General features: G+C 66.8%; 16 protein-coding genes. 12 read left to right on the top strand and 4 right to left on the bottom strand.

Going from position 1 to position 16,218, the window contains the following annotated elements:
• The first annotated feature begins 9 nt into the window (after positions 1-9).
• The 7 genes from ACZ6WH_RS07575 (at position 10) to ACZ6WH_RS07605 (ending at position 5,931) form a co-directional block, all read left to right on the top strand.
• A complete protein-coding gene (locus ACZ6WH_RS07575; RefSeq protein WP_469726722.1) occupies positions 10-1,383 on the top strand; it encodes a class I adenylate-forming enzyme family protein in 1,374 nt (457 codons plus the stop codon).
• Positions 1,380-2,135: an SDR family NAD(P)-dependent oxidoreductase gene (locus ACZ6WH_RS07580; protein ID WP_469726724.1), complete on the top strand. Its 756-nt coding sequence runs from the start codon at positions 1,380-1,382 to the stop codon at positions 2,133-2,135. The genes ACZ6WH_RS07575 and ACZ6WH_RS07580 overlap by 4 nt, the downstream gene beginning before the upstream one ends.
• Positions 2,129-2,410, top strand: coding sequence for a phosphopantetheine-binding protein (locus ACZ6WH_RS07585; RefSeq protein WP_469726726.1), 282 nt, complete (start codon positions 2,129-2,131; stop codon positions 2,408-2,410). Before ACZ6WH_RS07580 ends, ACZ6WH_RS07585 begins: the two co-directional genes overlap by 7 nt.
• Entirely contained in the window at positions 2,407-3,459 is a 1,053-nt protein-coding gene (locus tag ACZ6WH_RS07590) for an AvrD family protein (protein ID WP_469726728.1), read from the top strand. The genes ACZ6WH_RS07585 and ACZ6WH_RS07590 overlap by 4 nt, the downstream gene beginning before the upstream one ends.
• Before the next feature lie 19 nt (positions 3,460-3,478).
• Positions 3,479-4,192: an AAA family ATPase gene (locus ACZ6WH_RS07595; RefSeq protein ID WP_469726730.1), complete on the top strand. Its 714-nt coding sequence runs from the start codon at positions 3,479-3,481 to the stop codon at positions 4,190-4,192.
• Complete coding sequence (locus ACZ6WH_RS07600; protein WP_469726731.1) at positions 4,137-5,027, top strand: haloacid dehalogenase-like hydrolase; 891 nt, start codon at positions 4,137-4,139, stop codon at positions 5,025-5,027. The genes ACZ6WH_RS07595 and ACZ6WH_RS07600 overlap by 56 nt, the downstream gene beginning before the upstream one ends.
• Positions 5,028-5,094: 67 nt before the next feature.
• Positions 5,095-5,931: a methyltransferase domain-containing protein gene (locus tag ACZ6WH_RS07605; protein WP_469726732.1), complete on the top strand. Its 837-nt coding sequence runs from the start codon at positions 5,095-5,097 to the stop codon at positions 5,929-5,931.
• A gap of 22 nt (positions 5,932-5,953) precedes the next feature.
• Here ACZ6WH_RS07605 and ACZ6WH_RS07610 read toward each other — a convergent pair whose 3' ends face one another.
• A complete protein-coding gene (locus ACZ6WH_RS07610) occupies positions 5,954-6,496 on the bottom strand; it encodes a MarR family winged helix-turn-helix transcriptional regulator (RefSeq protein ID WP_469726733.1) in 543 nt (180 codons plus the stop codon).
• Between the two features lie 67 nt (positions 6,497-6,563).
• Here ACZ6WH_RS07610 and ACZ6WH_RS07615 point away from each other — a divergent pair, with 67 nt between their 5' ends.
• The 4 genes from ACZ6WH_RS07615 to ACZ6WH_RS07630 all read left to right on the top strand — a co-directional run bounded on the left by ACZ6WH_RS07615 (position 6,564) and on the right by ACZ6WH_RS07630 (position 11,641).
• On the top strand, positions 6,564-7,811 hold the full coding sequence (locus tag ACZ6WH_RS07615) for an MFS transporter (protein WP_469726734.1): 1,248 nt from the start codon (positions 6,564-6,566) through the stop codon (positions 7,809-7,811).
• 167 nt (positions 7,812-7,978) lie between these two features.
• Positions 7,979-8,434, top strand: coding sequence for a (2Fe-2S)-binding protein (locus tag ACZ6WH_RS07620; RefSeq protein WP_469726735.1), 456 nt, complete (start codon positions 7,979-7,981; stop codon positions 8,432-8,434).
• The gene (locus tag ACZ6WH_RS07625) at positions 8,427-9,425 is read left to right on the top strand and encodes an FAD binding domain-containing protein (RefSeq protein WP_469726736.1); all 999 of its coding nucleotides are present in this window, start codon (positions 8,427-8,429) and stop codon (positions 9,423-9,425) included. Before ACZ6WH_RS07620 ends, ACZ6WH_RS07625 begins: the two co-directional genes overlap by 8 nt.
• The gene (locus tag ACZ6WH_RS07630; protein WP_469726738.1) at positions 9,422-11,641 is read left to right on the top strand and encodes a xanthine dehydrogenase family protein molybdopterin-binding subunit; all 2,220 of its coding nucleotides are present in this window, start codon (positions 9,422-9,424) and stop codon (positions 11,639-11,641) included. The genes ACZ6WH_RS07625 and ACZ6WH_RS07630 overlap by 4 nt, the downstream gene beginning before the upstream one ends.
• Here ACZ6WH_RS07630 and ACZ6WH_RS07635 read toward each other — a convergent pair.
• Together ACZ6WH_RS07635 and ACZ6WH_RS07640 are read right to left on the bottom strand one after the other, a co-directional pair.
• Entirely contained in the window at positions 11,625-12,608 is a 984-nt protein-coding gene (locus tag ACZ6WH_RS07635) for a zinc-dependent alcohol dehydrogenase family protein (RefSeq protein WP_469726740.1), read from the bottom strand. The two genes, ACZ6WH_RS07630 and ACZ6WH_RS07635, sit on opposite strands and share 17 nt — an antisense overlap.
• Positions 12,609-12,616: 8 nt before the next feature.
• Positions 12,617-14,044 carry an MFS transporter gene (locus ACZ6WH_RS07640; protein WP_469726742.1) on the bottom strand — a complete coding sequence of 476 codons (1,428 nt, stop codon included), beginning with the start codon at positions 14,042-14,044 and terminating at the stop codon, positions 12,617-12,619.
• A 169-nt stretch (positions 14,045-14,213) separates the two neighbouring features.
• On the opposite strand from ACZ6WH_RS07640, the gene ACZ6WH_RS07645 reads away from it, so the two are divergent.
• Positions 14,214-14,669: an ester cyclase gene (locus tag ACZ6WH_RS07645; protein ID WP_469726744.1), complete on the top strand. Its 456-nt coding sequence runs from the start codon at positions 14,214-14,216 to the stop codon at positions 14,667-14,669.
• Here ACZ6WH_RS07645 and ACZ6WH_RS07650 read toward each other — a convergent pair.
• Entirely contained in the window at positions 14,614-15,735 is a 1,122-nt protein-coding gene (locus ACZ6WH_RS07650; protein ID WP_469726746.1) for an IS701 family transposase, read from the bottom strand. The genes ACZ6WH_RS07645 and ACZ6WH_RS07650 overlap by 56 nt on opposite strands.
• Positions 15,736-16,218 lie beyond the last annotated feature (483 nt).

A 16,218-nucleotide genomic window follows, 5' to 3' on the forward strand; every position in this document is an offset into this window, starting at 1 on the left:
AGCGAATACATGCCAGGATCTCGACCCTCCGAGCAGGGCTCTGTGAAGGGGGACTTTTTCGCGAGGCTGCGTGAATTTCGGAATGTCGATTCCGTGGTGTTCGAAGGGCGGGCCTTTACGTACGACGAGCTCGTGCTCGAAATGGACGAGTGGGTGGCGGAGCTGGCGGAGAGAGGAGTGATCGCCGGGACCATCGCCGCACTTGAAGGCGAGTACTCCCCTCATACTTGTGCGGCGCTGCTCGCACTTATTCAGCTCGATGCCATCGTGGTGCCCATCGGGCCGATCCCTGAGCAAAAGCGCCGGGAATTCCTCGAAATCGCCGAGGTCGAAACCGTAGTGCACGCGGCGAGAAACGGGAAGCGCAGCGTCGAGAAGACCGGATCTCACGCCGAGCATCCGCTATTTCGCCGGTTGCGGTCGGACGGACGGCCCGGTCTTGTGCTCTTCAGCTCTGGGACCACGGGGCGCAGCAAGGCATCCGTGCTGGACTTCGTGAAGGTCCTGGGGCGGTACGGAGCGCCCGCGAAACCGCGGCGGATTCTGTCCTTCCTGTCCCTCGACCACATCGGCGGCATCAACACCCTGCTGCATACGCTCAGCCAGGGCGGAACAGTCATCACCGTGCCGGAACGCACACCCGAAGCGGTGTTCGCAACCATCGCCGCCCACCGTGTGGAAATCCTGCCCACCACACCGACGTTCCTGAACATGGCGCTCATCTCCGGGGCCATCGCACAGCACGACTGTGCCTCGCTGGAGCTCGTCACCTACGGCACCGAGCCCATGCCGCTCCAGACGCTGCGCCGGCTGGCTTCCGTCCTGCCGCACGCCCGTCTCAAGCAAACGTACGGCCTGTCCGAACTGGGAATCCTGCCCACCCGCTCCAAAGGCGACGACACGCTGTGGCTGCGGCTGGGAGGCGCGGGGTTCGACTACCGGATCGTGGACGACGTGCTGTGGATCCGTTCTGACATGGCCATGCTCGGATACCTCAACGCGCCGGCGCCCTTCGACGCGGACGGCTACTTCAACACCCAGGACATGGTGGAAGTCGACGGCGACTACCTGCGCATCCTCGGGCGCCGCTCCGAGATCATCAACGTGGGCGGCGAGAAGGTCTACCCGAACGAGGTCGAGGGGGTGGTCCTGGAGGTGGACAACATCGCCGATGTGACGGTCTCCGCTCTGCCCAGCCCGGTGACCGGTGCTGCGGTCAAGGCCACGGTCCGGCTCGTGCACGGCGAGGACCCCACTGCCGTCGCCCGTCGGGTGCGAAGGCTGTGCCGGGAGCGTCTGGAGGCGTACAAAGTGCCCGCCATCGTGGAGGTCTCCGAAGCGGTGCAGCACTCCGAGCGGTTCAAGAAGCTAAGGACCGCATGAGTACCCCGGCCGCTGAGGGGCGATCCGAGACGAGGACCGCCGTGGTCACGGGCGGCAGCCGGGGGCTGGGCCAACGGGTGGTCGAGCGGTTGCTGTCGGACGGCTGGCGCGTGGCGTGCTTCAGCCGCTCCGCGAACGACTTCGTGAAAAAGACCGCGGAATCCGCACCGGAGAGCTTTTTCTGGCAGTCGGCCGATCTGCTCGATACGGATTCGTTGCGCAGCTTCGTCGCTGCCGCTGAGCAGCGCTTCGGGGGACTGGACCTTCTGGTGAACAACGCCGCGGTACTTCACCAGGGGCTGTTGCTCACCATGCCGCCGCGGCAGATCGAGGAGTCGGTCGCCGCGAATCTTGTGGCACCGATGACATTGACGCAGGCGTGCGCCCGGTCCATGGCGCGGACCGGCGGCGGAGTGGTGGTGAACATTTCATCCGTCAACTCCGTCCGCGGCTACCGCGGAGTGTCGGTGTACGCCGGCGCCAAGAGCGGGCTCGATGGATTCAGCCGGAGCCTGGCCCGTGAACTGGGTGCCTTCAAGATTCGGGTCAACTCCGTGGTGCCCGGTTTCTTCGAGTCACAACTGACATCCGATGTGGCGGATGCCAACCGCGACCGCATCAGGAAGCGCACACCACTGGGGCGGTTGGCCACAGTCGAGGAGGTGGCCGACGCCGTTCTCTTCCTCGCCTCCGACCGCTCCTCCTTTGTCACCGGTCAAACTCTCATCGTCGATGGAGGAATCACATGCTGACCGAAAACGGCACACGGGACGTTGTCATCCATCAGATACAGGAAATCCTGCTGGACGACGGAGATGAGAACACCGGGCCCATCAGAGGGTCGGACGAACTCGTCGCGCTGGGCCTCAATTCGCTCATGCTGACGCGGTTGATCCTTCTGCTCAGCGCACACTTCGGCATCGACCCGTTCGCAGATGAACGCGCGTCCATAGCCGACACCCGCACGGTGGACCAGCTCGTCGCTGCCTACGAGGCGGCCCGCACCACGCTCGGGCAGCTCGCATGACCCGCCCCGCCCAGCTGTGTCTTCGCACTGCGGCCGAATACCTGGGCCCGCTGGAGAAAAGGTTTTTCTCCAGCGGATACCGCAGGGCCGAGCACACCGTCACTGACCTGAGCCTCACACCGCCCGACGTGGAGCAGGCGGGCATCAGCGCCCTGGTTACCGTGGCTTACCCCGCAGACTGGTCCAAGAAGAAGGACGAGATCGACCTCCCGCCCCACCTCAGCAGCATCGACACACTGGTACTGGCCGCCCAGCTCGCTGAGGCGCACATAACTCATGCCTACGGTCTCGATGAGGCGGCGCGGACGCGGATGCGGCTCCGCCGCGTCAAGCTGACGGCGGGCACCACCCCGCAAGAAGAGCTGACGGGGCTGCCGGCGCATGCCCGGCTGCTGGAGACTCGGCTGCTCGATGCGGCATCCGGCACGAGTCTGTCGGTCTACGCCTGCCGGATCGGCGAGATGCGGGCCCACTGCGAGATCGAGCACCTCGCGGGACGGCCCGTGGGCCGCGCGAACCGTCACGCCAGGCTGGAGGACGTCCTCGGCCCGGCCGAAGGGCGCTACTACGGCTCCGGGTTCGTGCACGATGCGCAACACATTGATGCCGTGCGGGCAGATGTGGAGCGGCTGAGTGCCACGGCGGCGGTGCGCCTCTCCCGCGACGAGGCCGCTCCGACCGCCGGGGCGGGGATCGAGGGCGCACGGTATCCCGGCCCGACGATGATTGACTGCTTCGTCACCAATCTTCAGCTCGCCCAGATTCTTATGTACGAACTCGACGGGGTGCGCCGGGCGGAGAGCAACACCTTGTGGATGCTACGCACCGTGCTGAGCGCGGATGCCGATGAGAGACCGGAGGCGGGCAGCGCCGGGGAAACCGGCTCGGGCTCCCTCCCGCTGCACATGCGGCTCACCGGCAAGCATCTGCTGCCGTTGCGGGGTGCGACCTGGCGGAACGTGGAGGTCGCCGGCGGGCTCGGAGGCATCTCCCTGCGTTGTTCGCTGGCGCATGAACTGCCTGCTGCTGCAGCGGCCGTGGCGGTCTGAACTCATCCGAGGGGAACTCATGAAACTCGCAGTCTCAGGAACCTACTCCGCCGGAAAGACCATGACGGTCATGGCGCTGTCGTACTACACCGGCATCCCCCGTACCCTCGCCAAGACCATTCGCGAAATCCTGCCGCACGCCGTGCCGGGGAAGACGCTCGCACAGTGCACCCCTGCCGAGTACCTGCAACTGGCCATGCGGCGGCACGTCGGACGAGCGGTGGAAGAGGCGTTGCACCCGGAAGGCTTCATCTCGGACGGCTCTTCGCTCCAGGAGTGGATCTACGGTGCCGCACGCGGCATGTACGGCATGGACCCGAGCTCCACGCAACACCTGGAATGTGTGCCGGAGTCGGAGAAGAGCGATGAGATGCGCTTCTTCGAAGACGTCGTCGCCCAGTTCGGACACGCGTTCCGGCAGCACGTCAAGGCGTCGTTCGATGCCTATGTGCACCTCCGGAACGAGCTTCCCCTCTCCAACGACGGACACCGGCCCATGAACGACCGCTTCCGTGCCACCTGCGACGAGATGCTGCTGAAGACACTCGCGGACCTGGAGATACCGCACCATGTCATCGGCGGCTCGCTGGAGGAGCGGTTGGAGACGATCGTGAAGCTCTTCGGGTTCCCGGCAGTCTGCAGTGTGAGTGAGGCCATTGCCCAGGCAGAGCAGGAGTATGCGCGGATCGACAAGCGGCTCGAGAGCGAACGCATGCGTGCACGTGCCGCCTGAGTCTTCCGTCGGCCCCCGGAGCACCGCGGCGTTCTTCGACGTGGACCACACTCTGCTGCTGGGGGCGGATGAGCTGAGCTGCCGGAGGTTCGCCGGGTGGTCCGCTCCCGCGGTCTCCCGGCACGTGCACCGTTGGTTCCGGTGGCGGTGCGAGCAAGGTGAACTCTTCGACGGGAGAGTGCTTTCGGCGCTGCGGAGCCATGCCGCCTCCGGCGCGTTGATCGTGCTTGTCTCCTCGGCCATCCCCGCCTGGTTGGAGCCGGTCGCGGAGCACGTCGGGGCCGATGTGGCTTTGTGTTCCCGGCCCGAGTTCCGGTCGGGTCAGTACACGGGAGAGCTGGCGGTGGAGATGACGGGGCGGCGAAAGGCCGAGGCGGTCCGTGTCACGGCGGCCGACCGCCGCCTCGTGGTGGCGGACTGCCATGCCTACGCCAGTCGCATGACGGACCTTCCCATGCTGCGGGCAGTGGGACGTCCGCTCGTGGTGGGCGACGATCGTGCGCTCACCCGGATCGCCGGCGAGCACGGGTGGCCGGTATGGCACAGTGCTCCGGTCGCCCGGCCGCACCTCGCGGCCGGTGAACTCACCGACCGTGAGATGCAGGTGTTGAGCCTGCTGGCCGAGGGACGCTCCAACGCCGGGGTCAGCAGGCTGCTGTGCCTGAGCCCGAAGACCGTCGAGGCGCATGTGCGGAGCCTCTACCACAAGCTCGGCCTCGAAAAGCGTCCTGAGGAGCATCGCAGGGTGATGGCGGTGCTCGCCTACTTGGGGGTGCGGCCGGATGGGGCGCGGTCGCACCAGGACTTCGCCTTTCCCAGTCCTGTTCCCTCATGACTGTCACGGACCATCCGTGCGGTCCCTCCGCGTCCTTGGGCGTACTGACGACAAAAGGAGAGCACTGATGACCACCACCACGCAGGCACCCGGGCCCGGCGAGAACGTCGGCGAGTTCACCACGGTGGATTCGTCCCGCCGGTCCGCCTGGTTCATTGATTTCATGGACCTGGCGAACGGACTGCCGGAATACCGCGCGATGCGTGGCGGCCTGGCGGCCGCGCTTGGTGACTTGAGTGGCAAGAAGGTGCTGGAGATCGGCTCCGGCACCGGTGATGACGCACGCGAGCTGGCGCGGCTCGTCGGGCCGGAAGGGCGGGTGGTGGGCACGGATGTCAGCGCCGCCATGGTGGACGAGGCGCGCCGCCGCTCGGCTCAGGGGCCTGATCTTCCAGTCGGCTTCAGTATCGAGGACATGCGCAAGTTGACTTTCGCCGACGCTTCCTTCGACGCCACCACGGCCAAACTGGTGCGTCAGCACTGCGACGACCTGGACGCCGCTGACGACGAGTTGATGCGCGTCACCCGCCCTGGTGGCAGGATCGCTGTCTTCGACTACGACTTCGACACACTGACGGTGGACCACCCGGACCGCACGCGGACGCGAGAGGCCGTGCACTGCTTCTGCGACGGGCACCGCAACGGCTGGAACGGCAGGGCGCTCGGCCGGCGTTTCCTCGAGCGCGGACTGCGCGAGGTGTCTCTCACCCCCTATACGGTGCGGATGCCCTTCCCCTTCTTCCGCCGTTCGATGGAAGGCCGACTGGGGCAGGCCCAGGCCTCGGGTGCACTGTCGTGGTCGGTCGAGGAGATCGCTGACTGGTGGGCTCCGCTGACCGAGGCGGAGCAGCGCGGCTGGTTCTTCGCCTCGATCACCGGCTTCGTGCTGGCGGGAACCCGGTGACCCGGTTCTCCTGAGCCGTGGTTCACGCAGGCCGCTCGGCCTTCTCAGCAGGGGAGGGCTCCTGGCTGAGCAGGAGCTCGCGAAGCAGACCCGCCAGCTGCTCCTGCTTGTCCAGGGTCAGCGCGCCCATCAGGCGGGCAGTCGCAGCACCGTGGATGGCCACGCCCTTTTCCGCCAGGGCGTGGCCATCCACGCTCAGGGACACCAGCAGGGAGCGCCGGTCGTCGGGGTCCATCCGGCGGTGAATGAGCCCCCTGCCTTCCATCCTTGCCAGGCGTTTGGTGAGCCCTGCCGCGGAGATGAGCAGCGAACGGCTCAGCCGGGTGGGCGTCACCTCGTACGGCGGGCCGCTGCGCAGCACGGTGGCCAGAACATCGAACTCTCCTGGCTCCAGTCCCAGGGGTGCCAGTGAGTCGGCGGCCAGCTCCTCGAGGCGGCGGGAGATGCGCTGGATGCGCTTGGAGATGGCCATCGGTCCCAGCGGCAGGTCGTAGGAGGCCCACGACCACTGACCGAGCATCTGATCGATCTCGTCGTGGCGGTCCATGACGTCAAGTCTACGCACCGGCCTCCTGGCGAGATAGTTCGCCAACGTATACTTCCCCAGCGAATTATTCGCTAGAGTACTTTCCATGAAGACCCGAGACGTCCCCACCCGTGCGACGGCCGCTGGTGCCGGCACGCAGCAGCCCACGGGCAGCCGCGGCAGCCTGGCCATCGCCTTCGTCACCCTCTTGGCTATCGGCACCGACCTCTTCGTGGTCTCGCCGCTGCTTCCCGACATCGCCCGTCAGTACGGCATCTCCACCGCGACGGCGGGTAGTTCGGTCACCGTCTTCTCCATCGCCTACATGATCGGCGCTCCCTGCATCGGCACACTCGCCGACCGGCTGGGACGGCGTACCGTGCTCATCGCCGGACTCCTCGGGTTCGGACTGGCCAACGCCCTCACCGGGATCGCCCCCACCTTCACCGTGCTGCTGCTCGCCCGCGTCCTGGCAGGCGTGACGGCCGCGTCCGTCACCCCGTCCGTGCAGGCACTCGTCGGTCAGTCGGCACCCAGTGAGCGCAGGGGCTCGTGGATGGCCGTGGCCACCGCCGGATTCCTGATCTCGCTGTCCATCGGCGCTCCGGCCGGCACGGCGGTCGCCTCTCTGCTCAGCTGGCGCGAGACCTTCATCGGTCTCGGCGTGCTGGCTGCCGTGCTCGCCCTGCTCAACGTCGTCGGGTGGCCCAAGGGGGCAGGCGCGGTCGTTCCGCGCACCCGGCAGGACGGCACCCAGGAGCCTCCGGCGCAGGCCAAGCTGCTGGAGAAGGTGCGAGCGGTGTCCGTCACCGGACTGTGGGCGTTCGCTGTCTACAGCTTCTACACCTACGTCGGCACGGGATTGTCCCAGGTGGCCGGTCTCGGGGCGGGCCTCGTGGCCACAGCACTGTTCATCTACGGTGTCGGCGCCGTCGTCGGCAGCCTCAGCGGCGGGCGGCTGGCAGACCGGTACGGCACCAGCCGAGTCGTCGTCACCAGCCTGATCCTCCTGTCGGTCCTGGAGGTGGTACTCGACCTCGCCTTCCACGCGCCCACCGTCGTCCTGCTCGCGGCGCTGGGACTCTTCGCCCTCGCGGCCTTCCCCTGCCTGCCCGCCTACCAGGCGCGCCTGGTGGCCACCTTCCCGCTGAACTCCGGCTCCGTGCTGGCCTGGAACAGCTGCTTCATGTACCTGGGCACCTCGGTGGGGTCGGCCGTCGGCGGTGCCCTGCTCTCCTCCGCGGGCTTCTCCTGGATCGCGCCCGTCGGCGCCGTCGTCGGCCTGTTCGGTGCTCTCGTCTACGCCCGCTGGGCCCTGCCCCGTACCGCCAGGACCCAGCCCGTCCCTGCCTGACCTGCGGGAAGTGGCTGCAGCATCCCGGTCACCGCGGCTTTTAGGGAAAACCCCGATGCCGCGGGCCGGGACGTTCCCTACTGTCAACGGCCCGACAGTCGTCACAGGAAAGACATGCTGCAATGCACTTCACTGCTGAGCACAGCCCCGTAGGGGTGACCTTGCGGGTGAACGGCACCGACCACCGCATCGTCGTCGCACCCGGCACGACGTTGCTCGACGCGCTACGCGAGATCATCGGGCTGACAGGCACCAAAAGGTCCTGCGACCGAGGAGAGTGCGGCGCCTGCACCGTCCACGTCGACGGCCTGCGCATCAACGCCTGTTCCACACTCGCTGTCATGCAGGAGGGACACTCGATCACCACGATCGAGGGGCTCGGTGGCCCCTCGGGTGACCATCCCGTCCAGCGTGCTTTCATCGACAACGACGGTCTCCAGTGCGGGTTTTGCACCCCAGGTCAGATCATGTCCGCGGCTGCCTGCATCTCCGAAGGCCACGCGGGGTCGGACGAGGAGATCCGCGAATGGATGAGCGGGAACCTGTGCCGCTGTGCGGCCTACCCACAGATCCTCGCGGCGATACGGCAAGCCCGGCAACACATGGAGCCCGCCCGTGGATGACTTCGGCTATCTCCGGGCTGCGGACACCGACACGGCCCTGAAGGCATTGGCAACGTTGCCGGGTGCCCGGGTCATTGCCGGTGGCACCGACATGATCAACTTGATGAAGGAGCGCATCGAAGCCCCACAGACGCTCATCGACATCAACCGGGTCGGTCTTTCCCGCATTCACGCCGACTGCAGAGGATTGCACCTCGGTGCCTTGGCACGGATGAATGCGGTGCTCGCCCACCCCACCGTCCGCACCACCTACCCGGCCATCGCCCGGGCTTTGGAGTTGTCGGCCTCCCCGCAGCTTCGCAACGCGGCCACCATGGGCGGCAACCTGCTCCAGCGCACACGCTGCCCCTACTTCCGTGCCGAGACGCTCCTGCCTTGCAACAAGCGTGTGCACGGGAGCGGGTGCGCGGCCAAGGACGGACACGGGAGAACGCTCGCCGTCTTCGGTTGGAGCCAGGAGTGCCGCGCCACCAATCCCTCGGACCTGGCCGTGGCACTCGCCGCGCTGGACGCACACGTGACGCTGGGCAACGCGCATGGACAGCGCACCCTGCCGTTGACGGAATTCCACCTCCTCCCCGGCCGTACCCCCAGCCGTGAAACGGCACTGGGGGCGGACGAGCTGCTCCTCTCGATCCGTGTGCCGGCCCCGTCCGCCGACAGCCGATCGGGCTATCTGAAGGTGCGGGAACGGGCGTCCTACGAGTTCGCACTCGTCTCCGTCGCCGCCACCGTGGAGCTCGTCGGACGTGGCGAGAACACCACCATTCGGCGTGCCACGCTCGCCCTCGGCGGGGTGGCCGCCAAACCCTGGCGGCTGCGTCGCACCGAAAAAGCCCTGGTAGGCGCGGAGTTGACGTCGCGGTCGATCCGCCTGGCACTTGCGGACGACTTCGCCGAAGCCCAACCGCTTAGCGACAACGCTTTCAAGATCGAACTAGCTCAGCGGGCTGTGGTCCGCACCCTCCTGTCCCTCGGAGACCGCGCATGACACCACGCTCCGTTCCCCTCTCCCCTGGCCCGTCGGCCCCGGACGCGCGGTTTCGCGTCGATGCCGTCGCCAAAGTCACCGGCAGCGCGCGGTATACGGCCGACCACACTGCCCCGGACGTACGTCACGCCGTGCTCGTCACAGCGTCCGTCCCCGCCGGCCGGATCACGGAGCTGCACACGACCGCAGCGGAGAAGTTCCCAGGCGTCGTGGCGGTATTGAGTCACCGCAACGCACCCAAACTGCACCCGGTCACCGCGGGGATGTACCCACACGGCCTGCTCCCGCTGCAAGAAGACCGGATCCAATACGAGGGCGAGCCGGTCGCCCTCGTCGTCGCCGAGGCCTGGGAGCAGGCCGTCGCTGCGGCCCACCGTGTGCGGGTCCGCTACACCGTCCAGCCGGCGGTCACGACACTCGATGAGGCTGCCCCCGAGGCGTACCCGCCCACCCCGCTCCCGCGCTGGGGCCCGGCCGACACCGAGGTCGGCGATCTGCAGGAGGGCCTGGCCGCAGCGACGACGATCATCGAGAGCAGCTACAGCACGGCCTCCCGGCACCACAACGCGATGGAGCCAGCCGCCACCCTGGCACGGTACGCGGACGGCAAGCTGACGGTGCACGACGCCTCGCAGGGCGTCTTCAACGTACAGACCGTCCTCGCCTGCGCTCTGGACATGGAGCCCGAGGATATTCACGTGCTCTCACGCTTCACCGGCGGAGGATTCGGGAGCAAGGGCTACACCTGGCCCCATGAGATTATTGTCGCCATGGCGGCCCGCCATCTGGGCGGCGCCGTACTGCTGGCGCTGAACCGCGCACAGAGCTTTACGTCGCACGGATATCAGCCGCAAACGCGGCAGACGATCACCCTTGGCGCGAAGGCGGACGGGAGTCTCACGGCGCTGCGCCATACCTCCCTCAGCCCCACCTCGCTCTACGGTGAGTACGTCGAGATGGCGGCGACATGCAGCCGGACTGCCTACGCCTGCCCGGCAATCAGCACCGCGCACCGGGTGGCACCGGTGGCGGCGATTCTGCCCACCCCCATGCGTGCCCCGCACGAGGGGCCCGGCATGTTCGCCCTGGAATCCGCCATGGACGAGCTGGCACACGAGTTGCGCATCGACCCTTTGGAACTGAGACGCCGGAACCACGCCCTTACCGACCCGACCAGCGGCAAACCCTTCTCTTCCAAGGAGTTGCTGGCCTGCTACGCCACAGGCGCACGCCGGTTCGGCTGGGACAAGCGGCCCATGGCACCCCGCTCCATGCGCGCAGGGCGCGAACTCATCGGCTGGGGGATGGCGGGCGCCACCATGAACCAGTTCCGCTTCCCCGCCGCCGCCAGGATCCGCATTCAGCCGAGGGGAGACGTACTGGTCGAAGCCGGCACACAGGAGATCGGCACCGGCACTTACACCGTGCTCGGTCAGATCGCGGCTCAGACCCTGGGCTGCGCGGCGGAGCTGGTACAGGTACGCCTGGGGGATACGGAACTGCCCAGGACGGGAATGACCGCGGGCTCCTCGACCACGCTCAGTGTCGGTTCCGCCGTCAGGGCGGCGGCTCGCAACGCACTGATGCAACTGGCGCAGCTGGCCACCGGCGCGCAGACGGAGACCGCGAACGGAGTGCGGCTCACCGACGGTCATGTACATTTCACCGACTCCGCAACGGAGCCCGTCGCGGTGACCGAACTGCTCCAGCGGCACGGGCTGCCCGAACTCGCTGCTGAGGGGGAGTGGACACCGCAGAACGACGCGCTCTCGCTGCACACCTTCGGCGCCGTCTTCGCCGAGGTGGCGGTCGACGAGGACCTGTGCGTCCCCCGGGTCCGTCGCGTGGTGGCGGCCTACAGCGCGGGACGCATCATCAACCCGCTGACTGCCCGCAGCCAGATGACCGGGGGTATCGCGTGGGGAATCGGGCAGGCACTGCTCGAACAGTCCGTCACCGATGCCGCGCTGGGCCGATTCGTCTCCAAGGACTTGTCCGGTTACCTGCTGCCGGTGCACGCAGATGTGCCCGAGCTGGACGTCGTCTTCGTCGACGAATTCGACGAGCAGGCCAGCACCATCGGGGCGCGGGGAACCGGCGAGCTGGGTGCCGTCGGGGTCAGCGCCGCCATTGCCAACGCCATCTTCCACGCGACCGGCACCCGCCTTCGCAGCCTCCCCATCACTCCGGAGGCGCTGCTCACTGCCGAACGCTGACCACGACCTTGCCGACCTGCTGATTGGACTCCAGATGACGGTGTGCGGAGACGATCTCGGTCAGCTTGAAGGCGCGGTCCACGGTGGGCCTGAGCGAGCCGTCGGCGAGCCCGGAGACGATGAATCGTTCGGCTCGTGCGAACCGGAGCGGATCGCGGAGCGTTTCAAAGACCAGGTACCCACGGAAGGACAGCCCTTTGGCCAGGGCCGTACGGGGAAAGACGGCTTCGGTTCCGCTCAGGCTTCCGTAGACGAACACCGTTCCGCCCGGCGCCGCGCACGCTGCGAGGTCTGCCGTGCCGGGACCGCCCACCGGGTCGATGATCACACGTGCCCCTCGGCCGCCGGTGACTTCGGCCACCTCCTCCACCAGGTTGTGTTCGTCCCGCACCACCACGTGTTCCGCACCGGCGCGCTCGACGGCGGCACTTTTCGCGTTGGATCGTGTGACCGCCACGGGGCGCGCCCCCAGCCGACGGGCCGTGGCGATCGCAGCCAGCCCCACACTGCTGGACGCCGCAGTGATCAGTACAGTGTCATCCCCGCCCACTTCCGCAACATCGCCCAGCATGCCGTAGGCCGTCAGGTGCGACATCCACACGGCCGCGCTCCCTTCGGCATCGAGTCCCTCGGGCCGCGAGACCAGGGCGGACTCGGGAACGATCGCCTGCTCCCCGTACACGTGGTAGTCGTTCATGGAGAAGGTGGGCAGGATGCTGACAGGGGCGCCGAGCCGGTGTGCGCTCACTCCGGGGCCGGCCGCCAGTACCGTTCCGGCGGCTTCATAACCGAGCCCGGAGGGAAACCCCTTCGGCTGCTCGAAATAGCGTCCGGCACGAAAGTTGACCTCGGACCGGTTGAGACCGATTGCCTCGATGCCCACCAGCACCTCGCCGGCGCCGGGGGAGGGCATCTCCACCTCCTCCAGCCGCAGTACTTCCGGGCCTCCGGTCTTGTGGAAGCGCACCACACATGTCATCGCTGCATCTCCTCGTTCTGTTCTACGTTCTTTGCGTTGCGCCCGTGGCCAGCGGCCGGCAGGCCCACCGGGCGGGCCGGTCCGGCCGACACGCTGCCGGCGAGCACCACGGCGGCAGCGCACACGTAGCAGGCAGCGAAGACCATGAATATGAGGGTGGTGGCTCGCGCGGCGACCAGCGCGCCCACCATGAGAGGTGCCAGCATGGCGGCGACCCGACCGGCTGCGTTTGCCCACCCCACACCTGTAGCCCGAAGACTTGTCGGGTAGAGCGAAGGCGTCAGTGGGGTGATCCCGCTGAAGCCACCGTCCTGGCAGAACGACAGCGCGTAACCCGTGCACACGAGCCAGAGTGGGCTGTGGGACAGGCCGAATGCCGCCATTGCCGCCGCCGAGGCGAGCCCCGCGGCAACGATGAGCCGCTTGCGTCCCCACCGGTCCACGAAGGGCAGCAGAGCAGCACGGCCGAGGATCGCTGCCGCCTGGAAACCGATGCCGTAAGTCACGGCATGGCCCAACGGCATGCCCTTCAGCACCAACAGGGTGGGCAGCCACAGAGTGATGCCGAAGTATGCGAAGCTCCAGCAGAACCACAGTGTCCAGGCCACCGCGGTAGCGCGCCATTGGTCGCGGGAGAACAGCGCCCTTGTGCGCCCGGCCCGTCGGGCTTCGCCGTCGGCATGGGCTGCGGCGGCTTCCGCCGGCACCGGAGGCAGTGTCTGATCAAGCGAGATCCACTGCACGGATCGCTCCGCCTCCCGCACCTTGCCGCGGGCCAGCAGGAATTGCGGCGTCTCCGGAACGCGCCGACGCAGCGCCAGTACCAGCGCTCCGGGCAGTACGCCCAGGGCGAGAATACCCCGCCACCCTGCCCACGGCAGCGACACCGACACAAGGCCTGTGGCGATCAGTCCCCCCACGGGGAATGCGAGCGCCCACAGCGCGAGCATGCGACCGCGGTGTTGAGCAGGCACGAACTCCGCCATCAGCGCTGTATCCACCGGTACCAGCCCACCGACGCCGATGCCCACGAAGAACCGGACGACAATGAGTTGGGTAGGCGTCTGTGTAAGAGCGCTGAGCCCGGCAGCCGTTGCGAACAGCGCGACGGTCAGCTGGAAGCCCGGTCGGCGACCGAGCCGATCGGACAGCGCGCCGAAGAGGCAGGCGCCCCCCAGCATTCCCACCATCGTGGCCGAGGACAGAATGCCCACCTGTTCCGGTGACAGCGACCACGTGCGCTGCAGGACGGGAGAAACGAGCGTCAGCAGCTGGATCTCCATGCCGTCGAAGAGGAACCCGGCGGCACAGACCGCGAACACCAGCCAGTGGCGCCGGTTCAGCCGCAGGCTGTCCACGGACGCTGCCAGGCGTGCCGCACGCACGGGAAGCCCGGAGTCGGGCAGGACAGTACGCGGAACCATGGAATCTCCTCATGGAACGGCTTCTCCAGTCGACGGTACGGACGACACCGGAGGCAGACATCGGGGTTAACCCTCAAAATGCCGGTCACATCTGGAAAACACCGGCCGGCCTCCTTACCTTTCTCAACGACGCGGTCCGGCAGTGCGGGCCACGGATCGAGGAGGGTGCATGCACATAGTGATCCCGTCCGGAACTTCGGCCGAAGCCAGGAAGCAGCGCATCGCACTGCTTTTCGAGCAAGTGATCAGTCACAATGAACTGGCCCTGGCGGATGAAATCTTCGCCGAAGATTTTGTCTGGCCGCAATTCGGATTGCGCGGTCCTGAAGGGGTTCGCGACTGGGTGCGGGCATTCCGTACGGCTTTCCCGGACGTCTCCGACACCGTGCAGGAGCAAGTTGCCGAGGGTGACATCGTGATCAGCCGGGTCAGGGTCGTGGGAACTCAACTCGGACCGTTCAGGGGGCTGCCCCCGAGCGGCCGGCGCGCGGATTTCGAGGCGATCGGCATCGACCGCTTCCGGGGCGAGCAGGTCATTGAACGTACCGCACAGTTCGACATGGTCGATCTCATGCGGCAGCTGGGTCACCGGACCCTGGAGGTGCCGCCCGTTCATGCTCCTTGAACCGTGTGGCGTGGACACGGTCAAAGGCGAGCGCCGTGGAGACCATGGTCATGTGACGGTGCCATCCCGGGAACGAACGCCCCTCGAAGTCGACGGCGCCGTAGCGCTCCTTGAGCGCGTTGCGATCGCTCTCGTGTCGCTCGCGCAGCTCCTGGAGCCTGGCCGTGTGTCGGGCATCCCAGTGCGACTGAGTCGTCAGCCACCACTCGGGCGTGGCCGCTTCAGCGGAGACCGCGGGGCGGGCTGAGATCCGTACGGCCCGCAGGGCGCGGGGGGTGCCCGGCAACCGGACGGATGCTGCGAGCATCTGCGGGGCGCCGGGAGCTTCCCGAGGGTGCTCTCGCACCGCCTGCAGGAGCTGCTGGGATGGCTGGACCCGAATGGTGAAGTCCAGCCGACGCTCCAGCAATCCGCTGACCAGGCTCGTGTCGTCGCGTATACCGCGGAGGTCGGCGATGATGGGCGGTGGTTCGGGAATCCGCGCGCGAGCGGTGTCCAATATGTCGAGTGCCGCCTGCGTGGCGGTTGAGATGCGGTAATCCGCAGGTATACGGGACTTCACGCGCAAACGCGGGTCCCTCAGCCATCGCTGCGACAGCAGTATGCGCCAGGACACAGGGACGCTGGCCTGTAACGAGCTCGCGAAGAGCGCCACTCCGACCTGTCCGTTCACCGCCTTTTGCAAGCGGGGGGCGAAGTAGCGGTCGACACCCACGGAGTGGCTTCCGCGCTTGGGTACGATGAGTGAATCCAGCACCCACGCCTCGGGTGGCGCCGAGTCGTTGATCTCATCGTGGAGGTTGTCTGCGACCTGCTGCCACTGCCACGGGCTCTGGCTGATGAACTGCTGGAGAGAGGGGACAGCCGCCGGCATCCCGATAGCCTGCGCAAGGTTACTCAGCGACTTTTTTCCATCGGCTCGGAGCAGGCCTGTCACATACAGTTCCGCCCAGCCGCGCTGGTCTGCTCTGGGGAAGCAGGAGAGGACTCTCTGAGCGAACCCGGGAAATAATTCCCCTGTTTCTTGGCACATGCCACTGTCGGCGATAAGGATATTCCATGCCATGGTTCCCCCGTAAAGTATTGAACTAGGTATTTCGGTCCCGGGTCGGCGAAGGTGTGCCCCTTCGAGCGATTTCTCCAGCGTGCTGAGCAGAGAGAGCTGAGAGCCCTTGATGGCGCAATGTTTTGCTCGGGGGCTCAACTTGTCGCCACCATGGAAGATGGTGTGATCAATTCCCGGGTGAAGTCTGCCGGAAAATTCTCGCAGTGTGCCCTGCCCGCTTTTTGCCGGCGACGCCCAATTCGAATGCTGTCGGTAGGTGCCGTTGGCTCGGACTGAGCGGATCTCCAAAAAACTATCTTGGCGAAATAAATCCGCCAAGATGGTTGAGGGGTTCTTGAATGTTTCATGAACAACCCCGAGCGCTGTATCCGATTCATCCGAATCGAAATGCGATCGCTTCCCGCCGTGTCCTTTGGGTAAACTCAGGCAGTGTTCAATGTTGCGTCAATGGTTTCCATCACGCTTGGTGCTCCCGTTGGCAAA

The organism is Streptomyces sp. NPDC050806 (assembly GCF_055586425.1).

What these genes read in the sequence shown, in the direction of transcription:
- ACZ6WH_RS07615 (WP_469726734.1), top strand. Translation starts at nt 6,564, where the DNA reads ATGAAGACCCGAGACGTCCCCACCCGTGCGACGGCCGCTGGTGCCGGC.
- ACZ6WH_RS07590 (WP_469726728.1), top strand. Translation starts at nt 2,407, where the DNA reads ATGACCCGCCCCGCCCAGCTGTGTCTTCGCACTGCGGCCGAATACCTG.
- ACZ6WH_RS07580 (WP_469726724.1), top strand. Translation starts at nt 1,380, where the DNA reads ATGAGTACCCCGGCCGCTGAGGGGCGATCCGAGACGAGGACCGCCGTG.
- ACZ6WH_RS07600 (WP_469726731.1), top strand. Translation starts at nt 4,137, where the DNA reads ATGCGCGGATCGACAAGCGGCTCGAGAGCGAACGCATGCGTGCACGTG.
- ACZ6WH_RS07645 (WP_469726744.1), top strand. Translation starts at nt 14,214, where the DNA reads ATGCACATAGTGATCCCGTCCGGAACTTCGGCCGAAGCCAGGAAGCAG.
- ACZ6WH_RS07640 (WP_469726742.1), bottom strand. Translation starts at nt 14,044, where the DNA reads ATGGTTCCGCGTACTGTCCTGCCCGACTCCGGGCTTCCCGTGCGTGCG.
- ACZ6WH_RS07605 (WP_469726732.1), top strand. Translation starts at nt 5,095, where the DNA reads ATGACCACCACCACGCAGGCACCCGGGCCCGGCGAGAACGTCGGCGAG.
- ACZ6WH_RS07595 (WP_469726730.1), top strand. Translation starts at nt 3,479, where the DNA reads ATGAAACTCGCAGTCTCAGGAACCTACTCCGCCGGAAAGACCATGACG.
- ACZ6WH_RS07650 (WP_469726746.1), bottom strand. Translation starts at nt 15,735, where the DNA reads ATGGCATGGAATATCCTTATCGCCGACAGTGGCATGTGCCAAGAAACA.
- ACZ6WH_RS07585 (WP_469726726.1), top strand. Translation starts at nt 2,129, where the DNA reads ATGCTGACCGAAAACGGCACACGGGACGTTGTCATCCATCAGATACAG.
- ACZ6WH_RS07575 (WP_469726722.1), top strand. Translation starts at nt 10, where the DNA reads ATGCCAGGATCTCGACCCTCCGAGCAGGGCTCTGTGAAGGGGGACTTT.
- ACZ6WH_RS07630 (WP_469726738.1), top strand. Translation starts at nt 9,422, where the DNA reads ATGACACCACGCTCCGTTCCCCTCTCCCCTGGCCCGTCGGCCCCGGAC.